Raw genomic sequence first — 22,141 nt, 5'->3', positions numbered from 1 at the left:
CTGAAATTTAATGCGCCTCTTCCCAGTTGTTGCCAACGCCACAACCCACTTCCAGCGGTACGCGCAATTTCGCAACTTGCGTCATGATTTCAGGTACACGCTTCTGGATCAATTCGAGTTCACCCTTGGGTACTTCAAAAATAACCTCATCGTGCACCTGCATGATCATTTTGGTTTGCAGCTTTTCAGTTTTTAGCCACGATGACAATTCGACCATGGCCATTTTGATGAGATCCGCCGAGGTACCCTGCATGGGCGCATTGATCGCAGCCCGTTCAGCACCCGCACGGCGAGGGCCATTGGGGCTTTTGATCTCGGGCAGCCACAAGCGGCGACCGAACACGGTTTGCACAAAGCCGTCTTCCTTGGCTTGGGCACGTACATTGTCCATGAATTTCGCCACGCCGGGATAACGCGAAAAATAGCGGTCAATGTAAAGCTTTGCGGCCTCGCGGGTAATGCCCAGGTTGCCGGCCAAGCCAAATGCGCTCATGCCGTAGATCAGACCGAAGTTAATCACCTTGGCGGTTCGGCGGTGATCCGAAGTCACCTCATTCAAACCCACACCAAAAATTTCAGACGCAGTGGCACTGTGAATGTCCAACCCTTCATTGAAGGCGTGGACCAAGGCTTCATCGCCTGAAATATGGGCCATGATGCGCAACTCAATTTGAGAATAATCAGCAGACACCAATACACAACCCGGCGCGGCAATGAATGCCTCTCGAACCCGGCGCCCTTCAGCTGTGCGCACTGGAATATTCTGCAAATTGGGATCGTTACTGGCCAAACGGCCTGTAACAGCCACCGCCTGCGCGTAATTGGTGTGCACGCGCCCTGTGCGCGCATTCACCATGCGGGGCAGTTTGTCGGTGTAGGTGCTTTTCAATTTGGCCAGTGAGCGGTGTTCCAGCAATTTGGCTGGCAGCGGATAATCTTCTGCAAGCTTGCTTAGCACTTCTTCATCCGTGGACGGCGCGCCGCTGGCCGTTTTTTTCACCACAGGCAAACCAAGTTTGTCGAACAACAACTCGCCAATTTGTTTGGGCGAATTCAGGTTAAAACTGCCACCCGCAAGCTCAAAGGCCTGCTCTTCAATCAGCTTCAACTTGTCTGCAATCTCGGCACTTTGGGCCTCGAGTTTGTCAGAATCAATCAACACACCATTGCGTTCAACCTCGAACAGCACTTGCCCAAAGGGCAACTCTACATTGCGGTACAGCTTGACGAGATCGGGTACTTTGTCCAGCTCGGCTTTCAAGGTGTGTGCAAGGCGCAAAGTAACCTCGGCGTCTTCTGCTGCGTATTTGGTGGCCGTATCAATGGGCACCTGATCAAAGGTAATTTGACTGGCCCCCTTGCCGGCCACTTCCTCGTATTTGATGGTGTTGTAGTTCAACCAGCGCAGGGCCAAGGCGTCCATGCCGTGCGGCTTGTGAGCCTCCAGAATGTAGCTGGCCAGCATGGTGTCTTCAAACAGGCCCTTCACCCACACATCGTGATTGGCCATGACATGCAAATCGTATTTTGCATTCTGGGCAATTTTGGGCGAATCGGAATCTTCGAACCAGGGCTTCAGAAATGCCAACACATCGGCCAGCGGCAGTTGCGGCTCAGCCGTCAAATCCTGATGCGTTAAGGGGATGTAATAACCCACGCCGGGCTTCACGGCAAATGACAAGCCCACAATTCGGGCATTCATGGGCTCTAGCGAATCAGTTTCTGTGTCAAAGGCCACGGGTGTTTTGCTGGCAGCGGCAGCTTTTAATTCTGCAAGTAGCGAATCAAGTTGTGCTTGCGTTTGCACGCAAACCGTTTCAATGGACTCCACAGCCTGCGTGGGCGCATCAAACAAACTCATGGAGCTGCCATCGGGTGGGCCATCCACTTTCGGTTTTGATGCCACCTCGTCTTCGGCCACTCCGCCCAAGGCACGAAACCAGGTTTTGAACTCAAAGCGTTGAAACAATTGTTTCAACGCGTCGGTATTTTCCGGGTGCGCCTTCAACTGCTCTTCAATGTGCCTGCGAAGCTCGAACTCGCAATCCATTTTGATGGTGACCAATGTTTTGCCGGTGGGCAACCAGTCCAGCGCTTTTTGCAGGTTCTCACCCACCTTGCCACCAATTTTGTCCGCATTGGCCACAATCGCGTCAAGGGTTTTGTATTCAGCCAGCCACTTGGCTGCGGTTTTCGGGCCCACCTTTTCTACGCCTGGCACGTTGTCCACGGTGTCACCTACCAGGGTCAGGTAATCCACAATTTGCTCGGGGTACACGCCAAACTTCTCGAATACGGCGTCCCGAGTCATCACCGCATTTTTCATGGTGTCGACCAAGCGAACCTTGTCGTTCACCAACTGGGCCATGTCTTTGTCGCCCGTGGACACAATCACTTCATCAAATCCTTGTTCCATGGCCACCTGGGCCAAGGTGCCAATGACATCATCAGCCTCAATGCCTGGCTCCATCACAATAGGCCAGCCCATGGCGCGCGTCACTTCATGGATGTGGGGGATCTGCGCAGCCAAATCCTCTGGCATGCTGGCCCGGTTCGCCTTGTATTCCGGGTAAATGTCGTCGCGAAAGGTTTTGCCCGGCGCATCGAACACACAGGCGATACAATTGGAGGTGATATCGTCGGTGTTGTAGTCTGCACGCAGGCGTCGAAGCATATTAACCATGCCGTAAATGGCCCCGGTGGGCTCACCAGCGCGGTTGCGCAGGTCAGGCATGGCATGAAAGGCACGGTACAGGTAGCTCGAACCATCAACCAGGAGTAATCGCTTCATATGACAACCAAAAATAAGAATATTCCAACATTGCGCCACCTCCCCTCCAAAGAACAATCCACCGCAGTGAAGGCCCGTGAGTCATGGCATGTGTTGGGAATTATGGCAGAGTTCATTGAGGCGACTGAGAAGCTGTCGGCAATTCGCCCCTCGGTCTCCATTTTTGGTAGTGCCAGAACACCTACGGATCACCCTTACTACGCACTGACCGAGAATATTGCCCGTGCATTGTCTGATTCAGGCTTCGCGGTGATTAGCGGCGGTGGCCCCGGCATCATGGAAGCAGCCAACAAAGGTGCCCACGCAGGCGAATCTCCCAGCGTCGGGTTGAATATTGAGCTGCCCTTTGAACAAAGCGGTAACGCCTATCAAGACATCTCGCTCACGTTTCGCCACTTTTTTGCCCGCAAAGTTGCTTTTGCGAAGTACGCCAGCGCCTATGTAGTCATGCCCGGTGGTTTTGGAACGCTCGACGAGATGTTTGAAGCACTAACTTTAATTCAAACCAACAAGGGGCGACGCATTCCGATCATTTTGGTGGGTTCGAAGTTTTGGGCAGGCCTGATTGACTGGGTTAAAAGCCATTTGCTGGGTGAAGGCATGATCAGCCCCGGCGATATGGATCTGTTTGAAGTGGTTGAAACACCCGAAGAGGTTTTGGGATGTATTTTCCGTTTCTACGAAAAACGCACCTTCAACCCATCAGAGAGTGAAACAGAGAAGCTGCTGGACTTATAAAGCAGGGCCAAACACGGGTAAAATCCGGGGTGCTTTGTCGGTGTTGTGACCTTCTCGGGATATTGAATGGCTGTTTTTACGCGTATTACACAAGATGAACTGCAGCAGTGGCTAAAAGACCGCAAGTGCGGCGAACTGCTTTCATTCGAAGGAATTGAGTCGGGCATCGAGAACACCAATTACTTCGTGAACACCAGCACGGGCAGGTTTGTGCTCACGCTGTTTGAGAAGTTGCGCGCAGAAGACCTGCCGTTTTACCTGGGTTTGATGGAACACCTGGCAAAAAAAGGTTTGGCTGTTCCTGGACCGATCGCAAACGCCAAAGGCGAGCTGTTCAATACGCTGCACGGCAAGCCCGCCACGCTGGTGACTTGCCTTAGCGGAAAATCGGTGGATCACCCCAACACCGAGCAGTGCCACGCAATTGGCAAGTTCAGTGCCCAAGCCCACTTGGCCGTAGCCGACTTCGCAGGAAACACCCCCAACCCGCGTGGCTTGGCGTGGATCGAAAATGCAATGAATGAACTGGACGACCATTTGCCCGATGCCGTGTGTAAACTGCTGCACGACGAAGTGAGTCACCAAAAAACCGTGGCGGCAGGAAATGCCTACAAAACCCTGCCAAAAGGCGCGGTACACGCTGATTTGTTCCGCGACAACGCCTTGATGCAGGGCGACACACTGGGTGGTGTCATCGACTTTTATTTTGCAGGGCTGGACACCTATCTCTTTGATTTGGCAGTAACTGCCAACGATTGGTGTATCAACCTGGACAGCGGTGAATTCAAGGATAACCTTCTGGATGCCTTGCTGAACGGTTACCAGGAAGTTCGCCCATTGACCATTCACGAGTGTGAACTTTGGCAAGACATGCTCCGCGCCGCGGCGCTACGCTTCTGGGCCTCTCGCCTTTACGACTTTTACATGCCCCGAGAAGCCGAGGTTTTGAATGTGAAAGACCCGCAACATTTTGAGCGAGTATTGTTGGCGCGTCGCCAAGGTATTCCATTTGCAGTGCAACCGAACTAAGGACTTTTCAATTGGCCAATTATGTACACACGTGCCCACCCAGCGCTGGTTGGGAGTGGCTGATGCAGGGCGTACAGCTTTTTCGCAAAAAGCCGGGCGAGATGTTTTTGTTCGGCAACACTTACCTGTTTATCATTCTGTTTGTGGGGCTGTTGATTCCATTTCTGGGTGCAGCCGTTGTGGCCATAGCGTCACCCGCCATGGGGTTCGGCATTATGCTGGCAGGACGCATGGGGCAGAAAGGATTGCGGGTCAGCCCGATTGTTCTTTTCAGCGGCTTCAGTCAGGAACACAGAAAACACCTGCAGTCGCTGATCGTGCTCGGTGCGATCTACACCGCATGCTTTGCGGTGATCAAGCTGCTGGCGCACCTGTTGCTAGGCGCACAACCCAATGTGTCCATTGAAGACCTTCAAAAAGCAGACCCGGCAGCAAGTGCTGCCTTTATGGAATACATGGTGCTGTACATGGTCTTTGTGGGCATCACCAGCATCCCGGTGTTGTTGGCATTCTGGTTTGCGCCAGTGCTGGTGGTGTGGCACAACATGAAACCTGTGCAGGCCCTGTTCTCAAGCTGGGTTGCGGTGTGGCGCAACAAGGCCAGCTTTTTCATCTATGGCATGGGTTGGCTGGTTCTGGGCTTGGGTTTCTCATCGGTGTTTGTGGTCATTTTTACCATGCTCGGTTTGCCTGCAGTGTTTGTAAGCGCACTGAACATGATGTGTGTGGCCTTGGTGATGGCAGTGTCGCTGTGCACGTTTTACCCCACTTACCAGGCAGTTTTTGAACAAGACCCGCAGGTGTAACCTTTTCAACTTCGCTCAAGCTTCGCCAAACTGAGCATCAACCACTTCATGCCCTGGCGACCAAAGTTGATTTGAATTCTTTGGTCGTCACCCTCGCCTTCATAGGCCACCACGACACCACTACCAAACTTGGCATGCGCAACGCCTGTACCAATGTCATACGGACGTTTGGGCGCTTTGTTGCTGTATCCAACATTCAGGGTTTTGTTTTGCCCCCACACTTTGGAATCGAGCGCATCCCAACCCTGGCTGGCAATGTGCGCGCGCTTGGGGGTGAGCCACTTCAGCACTTCTTCGGGCAACTCATCCAGAAAACGCGAACGCAGGTGGTAACGAATTTGGCCATGCAGCATGCGCTGCTGGGCATGGCTCAAAAACAGTTGCTCGCGCGCACGGGTAATGGCCACGTACATCAAGCGGCGCTCTTCTTCCACAGCTTCCACACTGGTGCCGTCGCCGCCCTCCACTGAATTGCCAATGCTGTTCTCGTGCGGAAACAGACCTTCTTCCAACCCAGTCACGAACACACATTTGAATTCAAGACCCTTGGCAGAATGCGCTGTCATGAGTTGAATGGCCTCTTGACCAGCCGCAGCGGCGTTGTCACCTGCCTCTAGTGATGCATGCGATAAAAAATCCGCCAGGGGCGTAATCAGTTTTTCTTCGTCCACCATGGTGGCGGCTGCATCCTGGTAATAGCCTTCTGAAATCGCAAAGGAGGCCGCGGCGTTGACCAGTTCCTTCAAGTTTTCCACGCGGTCTTCGCCGTCTTTGTCGGCTTGATAATGCGCGATCAAACCGGACTCATTAATCACTTTGTCGACCAAATCGGCCAGGCTCAAGCCACGGGTCTCGAACCGCATGCGCTCAATCAAGTCAGCAAATTTTTTCAAACCCGCCTGCGCACGCCCTTCCATGCGGTGGATAGCGCGATACAAGGAAGTACCCTGCGCAGTGGAAATGTCTTGCAACTGCTCCACACTGCGCGCACCAATGCCGCGAGTGGGAAAATTAACCACCCGGGAAAATGAGTTGTCATCGTCTGCGTTGTCCATCAAACGCAAATACGCCAAGGCATGTTTAATTTCAGCGCGTTCAAAAAAGCGCAAGCCGCCATACACCCGGTAAGGAATACCGGCGTTGAACAAAGCCTGTTCAACCACCCGTGACTGTGCGTTGGACCGGTACAGAATTGCGACGTCGGATCTGCTAAAACCTTCATCCAGAATCAACTTTTTGATTCGATCAATAATGAATGCGGCCTCGTCTTGATCGCTCACCGCCTCGTACACACGAATGGCTTCGCCCTCGCCTGCTTCAGTCCACAATTCTTTGCCCAGGCGGGCTTTGTTGTGCGCAATCAGCACGTTGGCCGCCTTCAGCACATTACCAACCGAGCGATAGTTCTGTTCAAGCTTGATTCGGTTTTGTACATTGAAATCGTTTTCAAACTGCACCATGTTCGCCACGCGTGCACCGCGAAATGCGTAGATGGACTGGTCATCGTCGCCCACGGCAAATATGCATCCTTGTGGCCCAGCCAAACGCTTCAGCCAGTTGTACTGCAGGCTGTTGGTGTCTTGGAACTCGTCCACCAAAATGTATTTGAATCGGGCTTGGTAATGCTCGCGCAATGCGGGGTTGGCACCCAGCAACTCGAATGAACGCAACAACAACTCCGCGAAATCAACCACACCTTCGCGCTGGCACTGGGCTTCGTAGGCCTCGTACAACCGAACCATCATTCGGTGGTATTCGTCGTGCGCTTCGACATCTTTTGGGCGCAAACCCTGGTCTTTCGCAGAGCCAACGAAATAACTGAGCTGCTTGGGGGGAAACTTTTCAGCGTCAATGCCCAAGACCTTGTACATGCGTTTGATGGCCGACAACTGGTCTTGCATGTCCAGAATCTGGAAGGCCTGCGGCAAACCGGCTTCTTTCCAGTGTGCCCGCAACATGCGGTTGCACAAGCCGTGAAACGTACCCACCCACATGCTGCGGGTGTTAATGGGCAGCATGGTTGAAATGCGATGAAGCATTTCTTTTGAAGCTTTATTGGTGAAGGTAACCGCCAACACCCCATTGGGCCCCACCTGCCCGGTTTGAATCAACCAGGCAATGCGTGCAGTCAGCACTTTCGTTTTTCCGCTGCCAGCACCCGCAAGAATCAGCGCAGATTCACGCGGCAAAGTGACGGCTGCCAGTTGTTCGGGATTCAGGCTATCGAGTAAAGACACGGCTTCTCACAATCAAATTTGGTTTTGCTGTTGATTTTAACAGTGATTGGGGTACCAGCCGCGCCCGTAAAAAACGAAAAAGCCCGATATAATGACCGATTGGCCTGCCCAACCCGGCATGGTCCCGCCCGCATTCAAAATTCACACCAAGTTTCAACGCCACCATGTTTGACAAATACGCCGCACAAGACATTGAAAACGCCGTTCAAGGCCTATGGAAAAAATCGGACGCTTACAAAGCCGAGGCTTTCGCAAAAGATGCAAGCGGCAAACTCAAGCCCAAGTACTACTGCGTATCGATGCTGCCTTACCCCAGCGGAAAACTGCACATGGGCCATGTGCGAAATTACACAATCAACGATGTAATGATTCGCCAAAAACGCATGAAGGGCTACAACACCCTGATGCCCATGGGCTGGGACGCATTTGGCATGCCCGCGGAAAACGCCGCGATGGCCAACGGCAAGCCGCCAGCGGCCTGGACTTACAGCAACATTGATTACATGAAAAAGCAGATGGAATCCATGGGCTTGGCCATTGACTGGTCCAAGGAAGTGGCCACCTGCAAGCCCGATTACTACAAATGGAACCAGTGGCTGTTTTTGAAAATGCTTGAGAAAGGCATTGTGTACAAAAAAACAGGCACCGTGAACTGGGACCCAATTGACCAAACTGTGCTGGCCAACGAGCAAGTGATCGACGGCAAAGGCTGGCGCTCGGGCGCTGTCGTTGAGAAGCGCGACATTCCGATGTACTACATGGCGATTACCGACTATGCCGACGTATTGCTCGACGATTTGAATGGTTTACAGTGGCCTGACCGCGTGAAGGTGATGCAGGAAAACTGGATCGGCAAATCCACAGGCGTTCGTTTTGCTTTCCCGCATGAGATCAAAAACGCTGCTGGTGAATTGATTCAAGACGGCAAAATGTATGTGTTCACTACACGCGCCGACACCATCATGGGCGTTACATTTTGCGCCGTGGCGGCTGAACATCCCTTGGCTGCGCTTGCCGCTGAAACAAATCCTGAACTTCAGGCATTCATAGCCGAATGCAAAGCGGGTGGTGTGGCCGAGGCCGACATGGCCACCATGGAAAAGAAAGGCATGCCCACTGGCCTGAAAGTAACCCACCCATTGACCGGGGATGAAGTACCCGTGTGGGTCGGCAACTACGTGTTGATGAGCTACGGCGATGGTGCCGTAATGGGTGTGCCTGCACACGACGAGCGAGACTTCGCGTTTGCCTTGAAATACGGCATTGCCATCAAGCAGGTGATCGGCGTGAAAGGCGAAGTATTCAACAATGCTGAATGGGCCGAGTGGTATGGCGACAAAGAACGTGGCCAGTGCATGGCCAGTGGCCCGCTTGATGGGTTGAATTACACAGCAGCTGTGGACAAAGTGGCTGATCTGTTGGCTGCCAAAGGACTGGGCGAGAAACGCATTCAGTTCCGCCTGCGCGACTGGGGTATTTCACGCCAACGTTATTGGGGCACCCCCATTCCCATCATTTATTGCGACACCTGCGGCGATGTACCAGTACCCGAAGCCGACTTGCCTGTGGTGTTGCCTGAAGACCTGGTACCGGACGGCAGCGGCAACCCACTGGCCAAAAGCGCTGCATTCTATGAATGCAAGTGCCCAAAGTGTGGCAAGCCTGCGCGCCGTGAAACCGACACCATGGACACCTTCGTAGACTCCAGCTGGTACTTCACGCGCTATGTGTGCAACGACGCCCCCACCATGACAGACGAGCGCAGCGATTACTGGATGCCCATGGACCAGTACATCGGCGGCATCGAGCATGCCATTTTGCATTTGCTCTACAGTCGCTTCTGGACCAAGGTCATGAACGACCTGGGCCTGGTGAAATTCCGCGAACCCGCCACCGCCCTGCTGACCCAGGGCATGGTGTTGAACGACACCTATTACACCGAAGAAGCCAACGGCAAAAAAACCTGGATCAACCCGGCTGATGTCGCAGTTGAATTCGACGACAAGGGCCGCCCGGTGTCTGCACGCCTAAGCAGCAACGGCACCGCGGTGCAAATCGGTGGCGTGGAAAAAATGTCGAAGTCCAAAAACAACGGCATTGATCCACAAGCCTTGATCGACCAATACGGCGCCGACACCGCACGCCTGTTCACCATGTTTGCGGCCCCACCCGAGCAAAGCCTGGAGTGGAGTGATTCCGGTGTGGAAGGTGCGCACCGCTTCCTGAAACGCCTTTACCAATTGGCCCTGAACAAGCAAGAGGCGATCAAGGCGCAGCCCGCATTGAACCCAGCCAAACTTGGCAAGGCGGCGCAAAACACCCGCCGCGATGTGCATGAAATTCTGAAACAAGCCAACTTTGACTACGACCGCAATCAATACAACACAGTGGTGTCTGCCGGCATGAAAATGCTCAACACCCTGGATGCGTTTGCCAGTGAAGCCCATACCACCACTGACCACGCTGTACTGTCAGAGGGCCTTGGTATTTTATTGCGTGTGCTGTATCCGATTGTGCCCCATGTCACCTGCCACCTGTGGAGCAGCCTGAACTACAGTCAGGCCCATGGTGAGTTGCTGGATTCCCCATGGCCAGAAGTGGATGAAAAAGCGCTGGTGCGGTCTGAACTCACCCTGATGGTTCAGGTCAATGGCAAGCTGCGTGGCAGCATTGAAGTGCCTGCAAATGCCGACAAAACCAGCATTGAAGCGACCGCATTGGCCAGCGAAGCAGCTGAAAAATTCATGGAAGGCAAACCCGCAAAGAAAGTCATTGTGGTACCCGGCAAACTGGTCAATATCGTTGTTTAAGATCGACCCCAACAAGAAGCGAGCCCTTATGAAACGATTCATTCAAGCCATTGCATTACTGACAACAACCCTTGCGCTGACTGCCTGCGGTTTTCAGCTACGTGGTCAGTACAACTTCGACTTTGAAAAAATCGAATTGCGCGGCATGGAAAATTCGGAAATGAACCGCAATATGGACTTGCAACTTCAGATCCTGAACCTGAAAGTGAATCCTCCGGAAGGCGCACCTTTGAAGCTGAATTTGTTGGGTGAAACACGCGACCGGAGCATTGTGACGTTTAGCGCCACAGGCCGTGCGCGCGAGGTTCGTGTCACCTATGAGTTGGTGTACAGCGTGGTCGACACAAACGGGGACTTCCTGATTGCGACCAGCCAGCTAAGCCAGCGCCGCGAACTCACTTATACCGATGATCAAATCTTGGGCAAGGAAGCCGAAGAAAACCAGCTTTACACCGAAATGCAACGTGACATTGCGCGCCAAATTACCGGGCGGCTAAGCGCGTTACAACTGGGCAATGCGAAAACGACGGGGCAAGCCACGAAGTGAAACAGATTGCGCTCGACACCTGGTTAAACGATGAGGCAAACATCACTTTGCCCCAGTTGCTGTGCGTATTTACTGATGAACCTTTGTTTGCCACCCAAGCTGCTGACCTGTATCGCCAGCGCCTGAAAAAGCAAACTGAATACCAACGCCAAATCGTTGAAGTTGACCGGCAATTCGACCCACAGGAATTTCTGTCCCTGTTTGCCGAGGTTTCCCTGTTTGGTGATGTCTCCCTGGTGGATTTGCGGATTAACCAACCCAAATTGAGCAAGGAAGCTGCCGAAGCCCTGGGCAAAGCAGCCCAATGGATTGCATCTGGCGAGACGGCTCACTGCCTCTTGGTCAGCGCCCCAAAATTAAACAAAACCCAAGAAAAAAGTGCTGGCTTTGCTGACCTGCTCGCCAGGGGAACCGAGATTGCCTGTCGCCCCGTAAGCGCTGACGCATTACCTAGCTGGATCGCGCAATCCGCCAAACGCAAAGGTGTACAACTTACCCGTGAAACATGTGCCTGGCTCGCTGTAAAAACCGAAGGCAATTTGTTGGTGGCGCACCAAACCATTGAAAAACTGGCAATCGAACACCAAGGCACGGTGGATATTGAACAGGTACAAGGCATGGTCGCCAACTCAGCCCGCTTCAATGTATTTGATTTGGGTGGCAGCCTGCTGGCCGGTGACACCAAACGCGTAACGCGCATGATCGAAGGGCTGGAGGCCGAAGGTGAGGCACCCACTCTGGTGTTGTGGGCCTTGCAGGAGGAAATTCGTGCCATTCGCGACACACAGCATGCCATGCGACGCGGAATGTCTTTGTCGGATGCCTGCCGGCAAAATAGAATTTGGGGACAGCGACAAAATCACATCAGTGCCGCACTGAAACGGCACAACCCCGCCAGCCTGCAAAAGCTGACGGCCTGGTGCTACGCCGCTGAAAAAACCATCAAGGGCATGAAACAGGGCAACCCCTGGACCCTGTTTGAAATAATCGGTTTGGGTGTGGCTGGCGTTGAGCCACCCGAACTATGGAATACCTGAACGAGTAAGCATCATGAGCATTGAAGAACAAATTCTGGCTATTGGCAAAAAAGCCCGTGCTGCGGCCGTTGACATGGCCAAAGCCAATACCCACGCCAAAAACCAGGCACTGCTTGAAACCGCCAAACTGATTCGAGCCAACAAGGCCGAACTGACCAAAGCCAATCAGGCTGACATGGCCCAAGCCCAGGCCAACGGCCTGGATGCTGCCCTGCTTGATCGTTTGGCCCTGAGCGACAAAGCCATTGAAACCATGGCCGAAGGCCTGGAGCAAATTGCCCAATTGCCAGATCCAATTGGTGAGATGACCGACTTCAAGAATCGTCCATCCGGCATTCAGGTGGGCAAAATGCGTGTGCCTTTGGGCGTAATCGGCATCATCTATGAAAGCCGCCCCAACGTGACCGTAGACGCGGCAGGCCTGTGCATCAAATCAGGCAATGCCACCATTCTTCGTGGCGGTTCGGAAGCGTTTCGCTGCAATCAGGCTTTGGCCGCAATCGTGGCCCAAGGGCTGGAGGCCGCAGGTTTACCTGCCGATGCCGTACAGGTTATCGACACCACCGATCGAGCCGCCGTGGGCACTCTGATCACAATGACACAATACGTGGACGTGATTGTGCCCCGTGGTGGCAAAGGCTTGATTGAACGCATTTCCCGCGATGCCAAAGTGCCTGTAATCAAGCACCTGGACGGCATTTGCCATGTATTCATCGACGAGTCGGCAAACCTGACCCATGCAGTGAATATTGCCGAGAATGCGAAAACCCACCGCTACGGCACCTGCAACACCATGGAAACACTCTTGGTTCATACCCATGTGGCCAAGCCCGTTCTTGCGGAACTTGCGCAGCGTTATGCTGCCAAAAGTGTTGAACTGCGTGGCTGCAAACGCACCATGGCTTTGTTGCCATCAGTTAAGGCCGCCACCGAAGAAGACTGGAACACGGAATACCTGGCACCGATTTTGTCGATCAAGGTGGTCGATAGCCTGGATGAAGCCATTGCGCACATTAACCAATATGGCTCTCAACACACCGACAGCATCGTGACCGAAAACCACAGCCACGCCATGCGCTTTATTCGGGAAGTGGATTCCGCTTCTGTCATGGTGAACGCATCGACTCGTTTTGCTGACGGATTCGAATATGGCCTGGGCGCTGAAATCGGTATTTCTACCGATAAAATTCACGCCCGTGGCCCTGTGGGTCTGGAGGGTTTGACCAGCCAGAAATACGTGGTGTTTGGTCATGGCGAAACACGCAACTAAGCATTTGAAAACCAACTAACTGGAGCAGTACATGGGTGGTTATCTTTGGGTGAAAGCCTTTCACATTTTGTTTGTGGCTTCATGGTTCGCAGGCTTGTTTTATTTGCCGCGTATTTTCGTGAACCTGGCCATGGAAACAGAACCTGCGGCCACGGCACGCCTGTTGCAAATGGCCAGAAAACTTTACAAATTCATGACCTTATTGGCCATACCCGCATTGTTGCTGGGCTTCGCCTTGGTTGGGGTTTATCAAATTGGAGTGGGCGGCCAAAGCGGCTGGCTACATGCCAAAATCCTGATTGTCTTCATCATCGCTGGTTACCACTACAGTTGTGGTCGTATTTTGCGCAAATTCGAAGCAGGCCAAAACACGCGCAGCCACACCTACTTCCGCTGGTTCAATGAAGTACCCGTGGTGCTCATGGCCATCGCCATCATTCTGGTGGTTGTTAAACCGTTCTAATTTTTAAAAGCAATTCATGCCCAATTCAAATCAACACAACTCCACCAAGCAAAGCGTATTCAAATGTTTTGCAAGTTGCCCGCGCGGTCTGGAAGAAATTCTGGTGGCTGAACTGGAAACCATGGGTGCACAAAAAACACGTGCAGTCACGGGCGGCTGCACCTTCGAGGCCAGCTGGCGCCAAGCCACCCGCATGACATACTGGAGCCGCTTTGCAGGCCGTATTGGCCTGGAATTGGCGCGGGGTGAATGCACGAACGAAGAACAGTTTTACAACATCGCCAAATCGGTTGATTGGTACAACTGGTTCAAACTGTCGAATACTTTCCGCGTTGACTTGAACAATTTGGGTGCCGATATTCAAAGCGTGCGTTTCACGCAGCTTCGCCTTAAAGACGCAGTGTGCGATGCATTCCTGGAACGATTCGACGAGCGTCCGAACGTGAGCGTGGAAGCACCCGATGTGCGCATTTTCGCAGCGATTAACCCCACGGAAGCGATGGTGTACATCGACCTGGCTGGTGAAAACCTGTTCAAACGTGGCTGGCGAGAAGAAGCGGGTGTAGCGCCGTTGAAGGAAAACCTGGCTGCAGGCCTTTGGCACATTGCGCGCCAAAGTGAAGCCGGCAAGAACGCCAATGCATTCCTTGACCCGTTTTGTGGAAGCGGCACCTTGGTGATCGAATCACTTTCACAATTGTGCGACCGAGCACCGGGCCTTGAGCGCGCCTTTGCATTTGAAAACCTGAAGCCTTTCACGCCAGAATGGGGCAAAGAACTTCAGGAAGACGCCAACCGACGCTTCAATGCGGGCTTGGACAAAGCACTGACCACGCCTCACTTTCAGTGGTATGCCAGCGACATTACCGAATTGCTGATCGAGATTGCAAAAGAAAATTTAGCGCGAGCCGGTTTCGAAGAACTGCTCGATGCTGGCATTGTGCAATTTGCACAGCGCGATGCGCTCACCGTAGAGCCACCAGCTGCCAACGGCATTGTGTTCAGCAACCCACCTTACGGCGAACGGGTTCGCGCAAAAGGTGCCGATGTGCCCGAGGACGAAGCCTACGAACGGCTGTTCAAGGCGTATGGCGATCATTTGAAAATGAATTTCTCGGGCTGGACCGCCTTTTTGTTCTCTGGCGATCTGGAAATCAAGAAAACGCTGGGCTTAAGCCCCAAGCGCAAACGCCCATTGTTCAATGGGCCGATTGAATGCCGCCTGTTTGAAATTCCGTTGACCCGTGGTGTTTATCGTCCACGGGCCAGTGGGGACAGCCCCGAACCTCAGGAAAACTGAGGTTTATTCAGCCAGCAGCTTGCCAATGTCGGCTTTCAGATCAGCCGGCTTGGTGGTGGGGGCGTAACGGTCATACACCTCACCATTTTTGCGTACCAAAAACTTCGTGAAGTTCCACTTGATGGCCTCGGTGCCCAAAATGCCCTTGGCCTGAGAAGTCAGGTACTTGAACAAAGGGTGTGCGTCGCTGCCCTTCACGTCTACTTTCTCGGCCATCAAAAAGTCCACACCGTAATTCTTCTGGCAAAAACTGGCGATCACCTCTTCAGTGCCAGGCTCTTGCCCGCCAAACTGGTTACACGGAAATCCGATAATCACCAAACCCTTTTGGCCCAATTCTTTGTGCAGTTCCTGCAAACCCTCGTACTGGGGCGTAAATCCACATTTGCTGGCCGTATTCACAATCAGCAACACCTTGCCCTGAAAATCGGCCAGGCTCAGGGGTTTGCCATCCAGCGTTTTGCCAGAGAATTCATACACATTGTTCGCCATGGGAATTGCCTTTCAAGTGTTTGTTGAAAGGCAAGTTTACCTGCAAACCTGAATGGCTCAAGGTTGGTTGGACCCTGAAATAACGCTCATGGCCACTTCTCGAGTAATCCTTCCAGTCATCAAAAGCCGCTGTACCGCCTGCTCCATGGTTTGCATGCCATGCTGCGAACCGGTTTGAATCGAGGACAACATTTGCGCCACCTTGCCTTCACGAATCAAATTTCGAATCGGCGGTGTGGCCATCATAATTTCGTGAGCCGCAACTCGACCACCGCCCTGCTTTTTCAGCAAGGTTTGGCAAATCACAGCGCGCAGTGATTCCGACAACATGGCGCGCACCATGCTTTTGTCAGCCGAAGGAAATGCATCAATAATTCGATCGATGGTTTTGGGTGCCGAGGATGTGTGCAGGGTTGCAAACACCAGGTGACCAGTTTCTGCGGCAGTCAGCGCAAGCTGAATGGTTTCAAGATCCCGCATTTCTCCCACCAGAATAACGTCTGGATCTTCCCGCAACGCAGACCTTAAAGCCGCGCCAAAAGAATGGGTGTGCTCGCCAAGTTCTCGCTGGTTGATAACGCAATTCATCGGCGTGTGGGTGAACTCAATGGGATCCTCAATGGTCAGAATGTGCGCTTTCTGGTTGCGGTTCACATCATCCACCATCGCAGCCAAAGTGGTGCTTTTGCCTGAACCGGTTGGCCCGGTTACCAGCACCAGTCCATTCGGTTCGCGTGCAATTTGTCGAAACACCGCTGGCGCTTCAAGTTCCTCCAGTGTTTTTACGCGGCTGGGTACCACACGAAATGCAGCGGCAGCCCCCCTGCTCTGCATGAACGCATTCACACGAAATCGCGACAGACCTTCCACCGAAAAGCTGTAATCACATTCATGAGACTGCTCCCAGCCTTGCCACTGAGCCTCGGTCATTGACCCTTGAATCAATCGATAAATTTCACGATGGCCCAATACTGACTCGCTCAATTTCCGCATTTCACCGTTCACACGAATCATCGGCGGCATGTCCGCCGACAAATGCAAATCCGATGCATGTTCTTCCACAGCCCAGGTCAACAGTTCGGTCAGTGTCATGTGGCTATAATCTCCTTTTAAGCATTGAATTGATGCACCATGAACCGAGCCACACAATTGGCTGACATTCAAAGCAGAATTGCAGCCGCATGCAGCAAAGCTGGTCGACCTGACTCGGCTGTCAAACTGCTGGCAGTCAGTAAAACTTTTCCCTTAAGCGACATTCTTGAGTTTCACAGCTGCGGCCAAACCTCTTTTGGTGAAAATTACCTGCAGGAAGCCTTGGATAAAATCACCCAGCTGGCTGATCCCCCCAATGCGCAAACAACGGGTACCCATATTGACTGGCATTTCATTGGCCCAATTCAAAGCAACAAAACGAAGCCGATCGCAGATAACTTTTCATGGGTGCACAGCGTTGATCGCTTGAAGATCGCGCAGCGGCTGTCTGACCAACGACCAGCAAACCTTCCTCCATTGAATGTACTGGTGCAAATCAACACCTCGGGCGAAGACAGCAAATCAGGGGTCAACCCGGATCAGGCCATTGATCTTTGCATGGCAATTCAAGGCATGAAAAACCTGGCGCTGCGCGGCCTGATGACCATACCCAGCAACACCGACAACACAGACCAACTAAAAATTGAATTCTTGAAATGCAAATCCGTATTCGATGCGCTCAATGTGCAAGGATTGAAACTGGACACGCTTTCAATGGGCATGTCCGCAGACCTTGAATTGGCCATTGAATGTGGATCAAGCTGCGTGCGTGTGGGTTCTGCCCTGTTTGGCGCACGCGACTACTCAAAATAAACACACGGAATCACTATGCAGAACACTCTATTCATCGGTGGCGGCAACATGGCTTTCGCCATTCTTGGCGGTTTGATTGGCAATGGCGCACCTGCCAGCGCATTTCATGTGGTTGATCCCAGCGCGGAAGCTGCCTCAAAAATGTCCACACTGAAAATCGGCTGCTCCACAGACTGGCCCGATCACTTCAGCCCTGAAGTGGTCGTACTTGCCGTGAAACCTCAAATGATGCAACAGGTGCTCAACAGCCAGGCAAACAATTTGAAAAACAGCTTGATTGTCAGCATTGCTGCTGGGGTCAGCGTGGCTCAAATTCAAGACTGGAGCCAGCAGCACCAGGCGCGGGTGGTACGTTGCATGCCCAACACGCCAGCATTGGTATCACAGGGCATATCGGGCTTGTATTTCACTGCCAATTGCTCTGAAAGCGATCGAAGCCTGGCCAGGCAAATTTTCAGCAGCTGCGGCGAGGTACTGGTGCTCAACAACGAAGATGAAATCAATGCAGTCACCGCCATTTCAGGCAGTGGGCCAGGCTATGTATTCTTTCTCATGGAAGCATTGGCGCAAGCCGCAAAAAATCTGGGATTTGACGACGCGCAAGCCAACTTGCTGGTCAGTCAAACTTTTTTGGGAGCCGCCACACTGGCCAAGCAGTCAGACGATTCATTCGCCACCCTGCGGGAGAAAGTCACCAGCAAGGGAGGTACCACCTTCGCCGGCCTGGAACAGTTGCGCACACTGGGTGTGCAAGAAGCAATTAACAGCGCAGCCAAGGCAGCCTGTGCACGTGCTGTGGAGCTGCAAAAAGGTAGCAACTAAATTTAACTCAGAGGTACTGAAGCACCAGGCCCGCAAACAAGGCAGCGCCCAGCCAGTTGTTGTGTAAGAACGCTTTAAAACACAGCGCACGGTCTCGATTGCGAATCAGGGTGAAATGGTAAACAGCGATACCCACGGCACAAACCCAACCCAGCCAGAAAGCCGGGCCATAAGCCTGCGAGCTGGCCACCCAAGCCCAAATCAACAGGCTGGCTGCGTAGCACACCACAATGCCCGCTATGTCGTATCGGCCCAGCGTAATGGCAGCAGTTTTTATATCCAGTTTCAAATCGTCTGGCTTGTCGACCAATGCGTATTCCGTGTCGTAAGCCACTGTCCAGAATACATTGGCAACAAAAATCAGCCACGCGTACACGGGCACAGTGCCCTGAACTGCGACAAAAGCCATGGGAATCGAGAAACCAAACGCAATGCCCAAATAAGCCTGCGGCATCGGGAAAAAACGCTTGGTAAACGGGTAGCTGCCAGCCAAAAAGGCTGCGGGAATACTCATCAAAATAACCGGCCAGCCCAAGGGCAAGGTAATCAGCAAAGCCACAATTGCCAAAGCCGCCGCCAACAGCAAAGCCTCTTTTTCAGCAATTCGCCCACTGGTCAAAGGTCGGTTGCGGGTACGTTCCACATGCAAGTCAATGTCACGGTCCGCATAATCGTTAATCGCGCACCCCGCCGAACGCATCAACACCACACCGGCAACAAATATCAACAGCACATGCCAAGGCGGCATGCCTTCAGCGGCCATCCACAAGCCCCAAAGGGTGGGCCACATCAAGAGCAATATCCCGATGGGTTTGTCCAGGCGCAACAGCAAATAATAGTCTCGCAAGCGGGCCTTGTTCAAAACAGCCATTGCTTAACGCACCATTTGAGGTGCATCAAGAAACTCAACACCGTTTAAATCACATTCCATAATCGCAACGCGCAAGGCCTCAAGCGCTTCACGCCGACCAAAACTTTTACGCCATACCAATGCCACAGTTCGCCGCGTGTCATCATCGGCAAGCGGTATATACGTGAGCAAGCTTTCCTTAGGTACTGGGTTTGGCACAGAGCTGGAAGGCAGAACTGTAATTCCCACACCAGACGCAACCATGTGGCGAATCGTTTCAAGTGAACTGCCTTCAAAGGTGCGCTGAATGCCTTCGGACGACTGCGAGAATCGTGACAGCTCCGGACACACACCCAAAACCTGATCCCTGAAGCAATGTCCCGTGCCCAGCAAAAGCATGTTCTCGCTGCGCAGGTCATCTGACCTGATTGTTTCTTCGTTGGACCAACGGTGAGACTTGGGTAAAGCAACCATGAAAGGCTCATCGTACAAAGGCTGAATCACAAATCCCGATTCATTGATCGGTAATGCCAAAACAGCCACATCGATTTCACCCTGTTTCAGCAACTCGAGCAGGCGCACCGTGAAATTTTCTTGCAATACCAAGGGCATGGAGGGCACGCGTTCAATCATGCTGGACACCAGACCGGGCAACAAATAGGGCCCAATGGTATAAATTACGCCCACGCGCAACGGGCCCGCCAACGGGTCCATACCCTGCTGCGCAATACTTTTGATTGCCGAGGCTTCTTCGAGCACGCGCTGTGCCTGAACCACGATGCGTTCACCCACCGGTGTCAGCGACACCTCATTGGAGCCTCGCTCAAACAAGGAAACACTGAGCTCTTCTTCAAGCTTTTTGATGGCCACGGACAAAGTTGGCTGGCTGACAAAACAGGCATCAGCCGCACGGCCAAAATGCTTTTCGCGAGCCAAAGCGACGATGTACTTGAGTTCGGTGAGGGTCATTTAATTTTTCTATCAAAACATCGAGTACGATTATTATTGCAAACGCAGCCCCATGAAGCAACACATCTTTTGATTAAAACCCTTAAAGTCGCATGGGCAGAATAACCATTTGCTGACCTGCATTGTGCAAGCGGCGTTGAAGTTCCAGCGCCGCCTGGTTGTGCAATAGTCGAGTCAAAATGTTCTCGTTCTCAAATACCAGTTTGCTGGTAAAGAAAATTGCATTCGGGTGATTCTCGGCAACCACCTTCGCCAGGTTCGTTAACTCTTCCACGGCATCGGTGCCGAACGACAAATAGCTCTTGGCACGTAATCCATGGCTGCGGCAAAAATTCACAAAGTAATTCAGTGACACCGACGCATCAACTCGCATGGCTTCAAGTGCCTCACGACCACCGTATGCCTTGGAATCCACGGTGCGCGCATTCATGAATACAAAATTCTGAAAGTGGTTTGGAAACATGCGCTGCACCCAAAGCAATGCGTGTAAACCACCGCCACGGCTGTTGCCCACAATGAATACTGCGGTGTTGCCATCAGGAATCAACTCAGGCGGCGAATGCGCCGAGCCATATTGCGCCATGGCAAACACTTCGTCGATCTTCGTAATTTTATCTTTGGTTTCCCGGTAGTGATTGCGTACCCACAGGCACACCAACACCACTACCGTGGTGATCAGCATCGTGATCCACCCCCCTTGAAAAAACTGGGTAATGATGGTTCCCAGCAAAATGGAGGCAGACACAGCAAAGCCCAGCGACGCTGACAAAAATCCTTTGACGAAACGTTTCTCGTGGCGATTTTTAAGCCAGTAAACACACAGCCCCAACATGGAGAGGCTGAACACGATAAACACATTGATCGAGAACAGCACCACCAATAAATCCACATTGGCATCGCTCAGGTAGATGGCCAGCAAGGCCAACCCGCCCATTAGCATGATTCCGTTCTTGGTCACAAAACGATTGGACAGGTAACGGAACTGGTGGGGCAACCAGGAATCAATCGCCATGGTCGACAACACCCGCGGACCCACTACAAATGCAACGTGCGCGGCCAGCAGCAACACGGCTGTCTCAAGCCCCAGCATCACCAACAAGCCCAAAATGACGTAGGGCCAGTCCCAGCCAATGTCAGTGAACACCCTTTCAAACAAAACACCATTTAAAGCCATGGTGGGCTCAATGTTCACGTCCCACAGGGAATACAGGGCCGCAAGGCTTGCTGCAGCAAAGGCCAGCGCGCAGGCCACATAAGCCAACATCTTCCGACGGTTCTCGCTGCTTTGCCGGTAGCGGCTTAGCTGCACCGTATCCGAAGCCGCCTCAATGCCAGTGTAAGTGCCACCACCCAGAAAAAAACCACGCGCGAAAATTGCCAGAACTGGCAACCAGCCAAACGTGCTCAGATCCGATTGCGTGGTTTCAATGCTGCGGGTGACTACGCCACCGATGTCCTGAAAATGATCAGAAAAACCCACCAGGATAAACACAAGATGTGTGAGCAGAAATGCGACAAACAAATACTTGAAAGGCTTCAAGTTCAAATGTCGACCTTGTATGTGGAAATTCATCAAACCCAGCATCAAAGCCATGGAAACCCATACCCGGTACTCGTAAAAGTACGGAGGCAAAAAACTGAACATTAAATGAGTGGAAGCACTAATGCCCAAAGCCACCATCAACACATAGTCCACCAACAGCGCCGCGCCTGCGATCAGACCCACTCTGGGGCCGAGCAAATTGGTGGCCATGGCGTAACCACCGCCACCCTTTGGAAAGAGTTCGGTGACACGGAAATAAGTCAAGGAAACAAGAAGAATGGACAGGGCTGTTAACAAGCCCAAGAACAACAACAGATGGCGGGAATCACCAAGCGCCTTGAACGACTCCTCGGGTCCAAACGCGACAGAGGCCAAACCACAGGCGCCTACCGCAACCCAGGCATACTTTTCCGAGAAAATATCATCACGCTCATTCGCCTCGAGAGACGACGATGCGGAGCGTGGCGAAGCCGGTTTTTGGGTTTGACTCATGCGTACATTGCAGCGCAACAAACAAGTCGAGTATGGTATACCGTCCCCAAGGGCAACACAATGCACCGCTCGGCGTTATCATTGCAAATGAACGCATTTA

General features: G+C 52.7%; 18 protein-coding genes. 11 read left to right on the top strand and 7 right to left on the bottom strand.

Going from position 1 to position 22,141, the window contains the following annotated elements:
- Positions 1 to 7: 7 nt before the first annotated feature.
- On the bottom strand, positions 8 to 2,791 hold the full coding sequence (gene polA / locus ACVL1J_RS14455) for a DNA polymerase I (protein ID WP_341236474.1): 2,784 nt from the start codon (positions 2,789 to 2,791) through the stop codon (positions 8 to 10).
- Here polA and ACVL1J_RS14450 point away from each other — a divergent pair, their 5' ends adjacent.
- From ACVL1J_RS14450 to ACVL1J_RS14440, 3 genes are all read left to right on the top strand, one after another.
- Positions 2,792 to 3,529: an LOG family protein gene (locus tag ACVL1J_RS14450; protein ID WP_159568423.1), complete on the top strand. Its 738-nt coding sequence runs from the start codon at positions 2,792 to 2,794 to the stop codon at positions 3,527 to 3,529.
- 66 nt (positions 3,530 to 3,595) lie between these two features.
- Positions 3,596 to 4,558, top strand: coding sequence for a homoserine kinase (locus tag ACVL1J_RS14445; protein WP_341236475.1), 963 nt, complete (start codon positions 3,596 to 3,598; stop codon positions 4,556 to 4,558).
- An 11-nt stretch (positions 4,559 to 4,569) separates the two neighbouring features.
- Positions 4,570 to 5,364, top strand: coding sequence for a BPSS1780 family membrane protein (locus ACVL1J_RS14440; protein ID WP_159568421.1), 795 nt, complete (start codon positions 4,570 to 4,572; stop codon positions 5,362 to 5,364).
- Between the two features lie 5 nt (positions 5,365 to 5,369).
- On the opposite strand, the gene ACVL1J_RS14435 is transcribed toward ACVL1J_RS14440, so the two are convergent.
- Positions 5,370 to 7,601: a UvrD-helicase domain-containing protein gene (locus ACVL1J_RS14435; protein ID WP_341236476.1), complete on the bottom strand. Its 2,232-nt coding sequence runs from the start codon at positions 7,599 to 7,601 to the stop codon at positions 5,370 to 5,372.
- Positions 7,602 to 7,765: 164 nt separating this feature from the next.
- Between ACVL1J_RS14435 and leuS the strand changes: the two genes are divergently transcribed.
- From leuS to ACVL1J_RS14405, 6 genes are read left to right on the top strand one after another with little or no spacing between them, the layout of a single operon-like run.
- Complete coding sequence (gene leuS / locus ACVL1J_RS14430) at positions 7,766 to 10,411, top strand: leucine--tRNA ligase (RefSeq protein ID WP_341236477.1); 2,646 nt, start codon at positions 7,766 to 7,768, stop codon at positions 10,409 to 10,411.
- 28 nt (positions 10,412 to 10,439) lie between these two features.
- Complete coding sequence (locus tag ACVL1J_RS14425) at positions 10,440 to 10,958, top strand: LPS-assembly lipoprotein LptE (RefSeq protein ID WP_159568418.1); 519 nt, start codon at positions 10,440 to 10,442, stop codon at positions 10,956 to 10,958.
- The gene (holA, locus tag ACVL1J_RS14420) at positions 10,955 to 11,995 is read left to right on the top strand and encodes a DNA polymerase III subunit delta (RefSeq protein WP_341236478.1); all 1,041 of its coding nucleotides are present in this window, start codon (positions 10,955 to 10,957) and stop codon (positions 11,993 to 11,995) included. The genes ACVL1J_RS14425 and holA overlap by 4 nt, the downstream gene beginning before the upstream one ends.
- 13 nt (positions 11,996 to 12,008) lie before the next feature.
- Entirely contained in the window at positions 12,009 to 13,265 is a 1,257-nt protein-coding gene (locus ACVL1J_RS14415; RefSeq protein ID WP_159568416.1) for a glutamate-5-semialdehyde dehydrogenase, read from the top strand.
- A gap of 31 nt (positions 13,266 to 13,296) precedes the next feature.
- Positions 13,297 to 13,728 carry a CopD family protein gene (locus ACVL1J_RS14410; RefSeq protein ID WP_159568415.1) on the top strand — a complete coding sequence of 144 codons (432 nt, stop codon included), beginning with the start codon at positions 13,297 to 13,299 and terminating at the stop codon, positions 13,726 to 13,728.
- 16 nt (positions 13,729 to 13,744) lie between these two features.
- Positions 13,745 to 15,028, top strand: coding sequence for a THUMP domain-containing class I SAM-dependent RNA methyltransferase (locus tag ACVL1J_RS14405; protein WP_341236479.1), 1,284 nt, complete (start codon positions 13,745 to 13,747; stop codon positions 15,026 to 15,028).
- A gap of 3 nt (positions 15,029 to 15,031) precedes the next feature.
- Here ACVL1J_RS14405 and ACVL1J_RS14400 read toward each other — a convergent pair whose 3' ends face one another.
- Positions 15,032 to 15,520, bottom strand: coding sequence for a glutathione peroxidase (locus ACVL1J_RS14400; RefSeq protein WP_159568413.1), 489 nt, complete (start codon positions 15,518 to 15,520; stop codon positions 15,032 to 15,034).
- Between the two features lie 57 nt (positions 15,521 to 15,577).
- Positions 15,578 to 16,612, bottom strand: a complete 1,035-nt coding sequence (locus ACVL1J_RS14395; RefSeq protein ID WP_159568412.1) for a type IV pilus twitching motility protein PilT — start codon at positions 16,610 to 16,612, stop codon at positions 15,578 to 15,580.
- 39 nt (positions 16,613 to 16,651) lie between these two features.
- Here ACVL1J_RS14395 and ACVL1J_RS14390 point away from each other — a divergent pair, with 39 nt between their 5' ends.
- Complete coding sequence (locus ACVL1J_RS14390) at positions 16,652 to 17,365, top strand: YggS family pyridoxal phosphate-dependent enzyme (RefSeq protein ID WP_341236480.1); 714 nt, start codon at positions 16,652 to 16,654, stop codon at positions 17,363 to 17,365.
- A gap of 15 nt (positions 17,366 to 17,380) precedes the next feature.
- Complete coding sequence (gene proC / locus ACVL1J_RS14385) at positions 17,381 to 18,187, top strand: pyrroline-5-carboxylate reductase (protein ID WP_341236481.1); 807 nt, start codon at positions 17,381 to 17,383, stop codon at positions 18,185 to 18,187.
- A gap of 7 nt (positions 18,188 to 18,194) precedes the next feature.
- On the opposite strand, the gene ubiA is transcribed toward proC, so the two are convergent.
- The 3 genes from ubiA to ACVL1J_RS14370 all read right to left on the bottom strand — a co-directional run bounded on the left by ubiA (position 18,195) and on the right by ACVL1J_RS14370 (position 22,041).
- Complete coding sequence (ubiA, locus tag ACVL1J_RS14380; protein WP_341236482.1) at positions 18,195 to 19,058, bottom strand: 4-hydroxybenzoate octaprenyltransferase; 864 nt, start codon at positions 19,056 to 19,058, stop codon at positions 18,195 to 18,197.
- Between the two features lie 3 nt (positions 19,059 to 19,061).
- Positions 19,062 to 20,006, bottom strand: a complete 945-nt coding sequence (locus tag ACVL1J_RS14375) for a LysR substrate-binding domain-containing protein (protein ID WP_159568408.1) — start codon at positions 20,004 to 20,006, stop codon at positions 19,062 to 19,064.
- Positions 20,007 to 20,088: 82 nt separating this feature from the next.
- A complete protein-coding gene (locus tag ACVL1J_RS14370) occupies positions 20,089 to 22,041 on the bottom strand; it encodes an APC family permease (protein ID WP_341236483.1) in 1,953 nt (650 codons plus the stop codon).
- Between the last annotated feature and the right edge of the window lie 100 nt (positions 22,042 to 22,141).

This window comes from Limnobacter sp. G6BE5S, from assembly GCF_058448965.1.
Note: the sequence above shows the minus strand (reverse complement) of the source record. Positions and strands in the feature narration are given on the sequence as shown.

Excerpts from the sequence above, each read along its gene's own strand:
- polA (WP_341236474.1), bottom strand. The coding sequence starts at position 2,791 with ATGAAGCGATTACTCCTGGTTGATGGTTCGAGCTACCTGTACCGTGCC.
- ACVL1J_RS14450 (WP_159568423.1), top strand. The coding sequence starts at position 2,792 with ATGACAACCAAAAATAAGAATATTCCAACATTGCGCCACCTCCCCTCC.
- ACVL1J_RS14445 (WP_341236475.1), top strand. The coding sequence starts at position 3,596 with ATGGCTGTTTTTACGCGTATTACACAAGATGAACTGCAGCAGTGGCTA.
- leuS (WP_341236477.1), top strand. The coding sequence starts at position 7,766 with ATGTTTGACAAATACGCCGCACAAGACATTGAAAACGCCGTTCAAGGC.
- ACVL1J_RS14425 (WP_159568418.1), top strand. The coding sequence starts at position 10,440 with ATGAAACGATTCATTCAAGCCATTGCATTACTGACAACAACCCTTGCG.
- ACVL1J_RS14415 (WP_159568416.1), top strand. The coding sequence starts at position 12,009 with ATGAGCATTGAAGAACAAATTCTGGCTATTGGCAAAAAAGCCCGTGCT.
- ACVL1J_RS14410 (WP_159568415.1), top strand. The coding sequence starts at position 13,297 with ATGGGTGGTTATCTTTGGGTGAAAGCCTTTCACATTTTGTTTGTGGCT.
- ACVL1J_RS14405 (WP_341236479.1), top strand. The coding sequence starts at position 13,745 with ATGCCCAATTCAAATCAACACAACTCCACCAAGCAAAGCGTATTCAAA.
- ACVL1J_RS14400 (WP_159568413.1), bottom strand. The coding sequence starts at position 15,520 with ATGGCGAACAATGTGTATGAATTCTCTGGCAAAACGCTGGATGGCAAA.
- ACVL1J_RS14395 (WP_159568412.1), bottom strand. The coding sequence starts at position 16,612 with ATGACACTGACCGAACTGTTGACCTGGGCTGTGGAAGAACATGCATCG.
- ACVL1J_RS14390 (WP_341236480.1), top strand. The coding sequence starts at position 16,652 with ATGAACCGAGCCACACAATTGGCTGACATTCAAAGCAGAATTGCAGCC.
- proC (WP_341236481.1), top strand. The coding sequence starts at position 17,381 with ATGCAGAACACTCTATTCATCGGTGGCGGCAACATGGCTTTCGCCATT.
- ubiA (WP_341236482.1), bottom strand. The coding sequence starts at position 19,058 with ATGGCTGTTTTGAACAAGGCCCGCTTGCGAGACTATTATTTGCTGTTG.
- ACVL1J_RS14375 (WP_159568408.1), bottom strand. The coding sequence starts at position 20,006 with ATGACCCTCACCGAACTCAAGTACATCGTCGCTTTGGCTCGCGAAAAG.
- ACVL1J_RS14370 (WP_341236483.1), bottom strand. The coding sequence starts at position 22,041 with ATGAGTCAAACCCAAAAACCGGCTTCGCCACGCTCCGCATCGTCGTCT.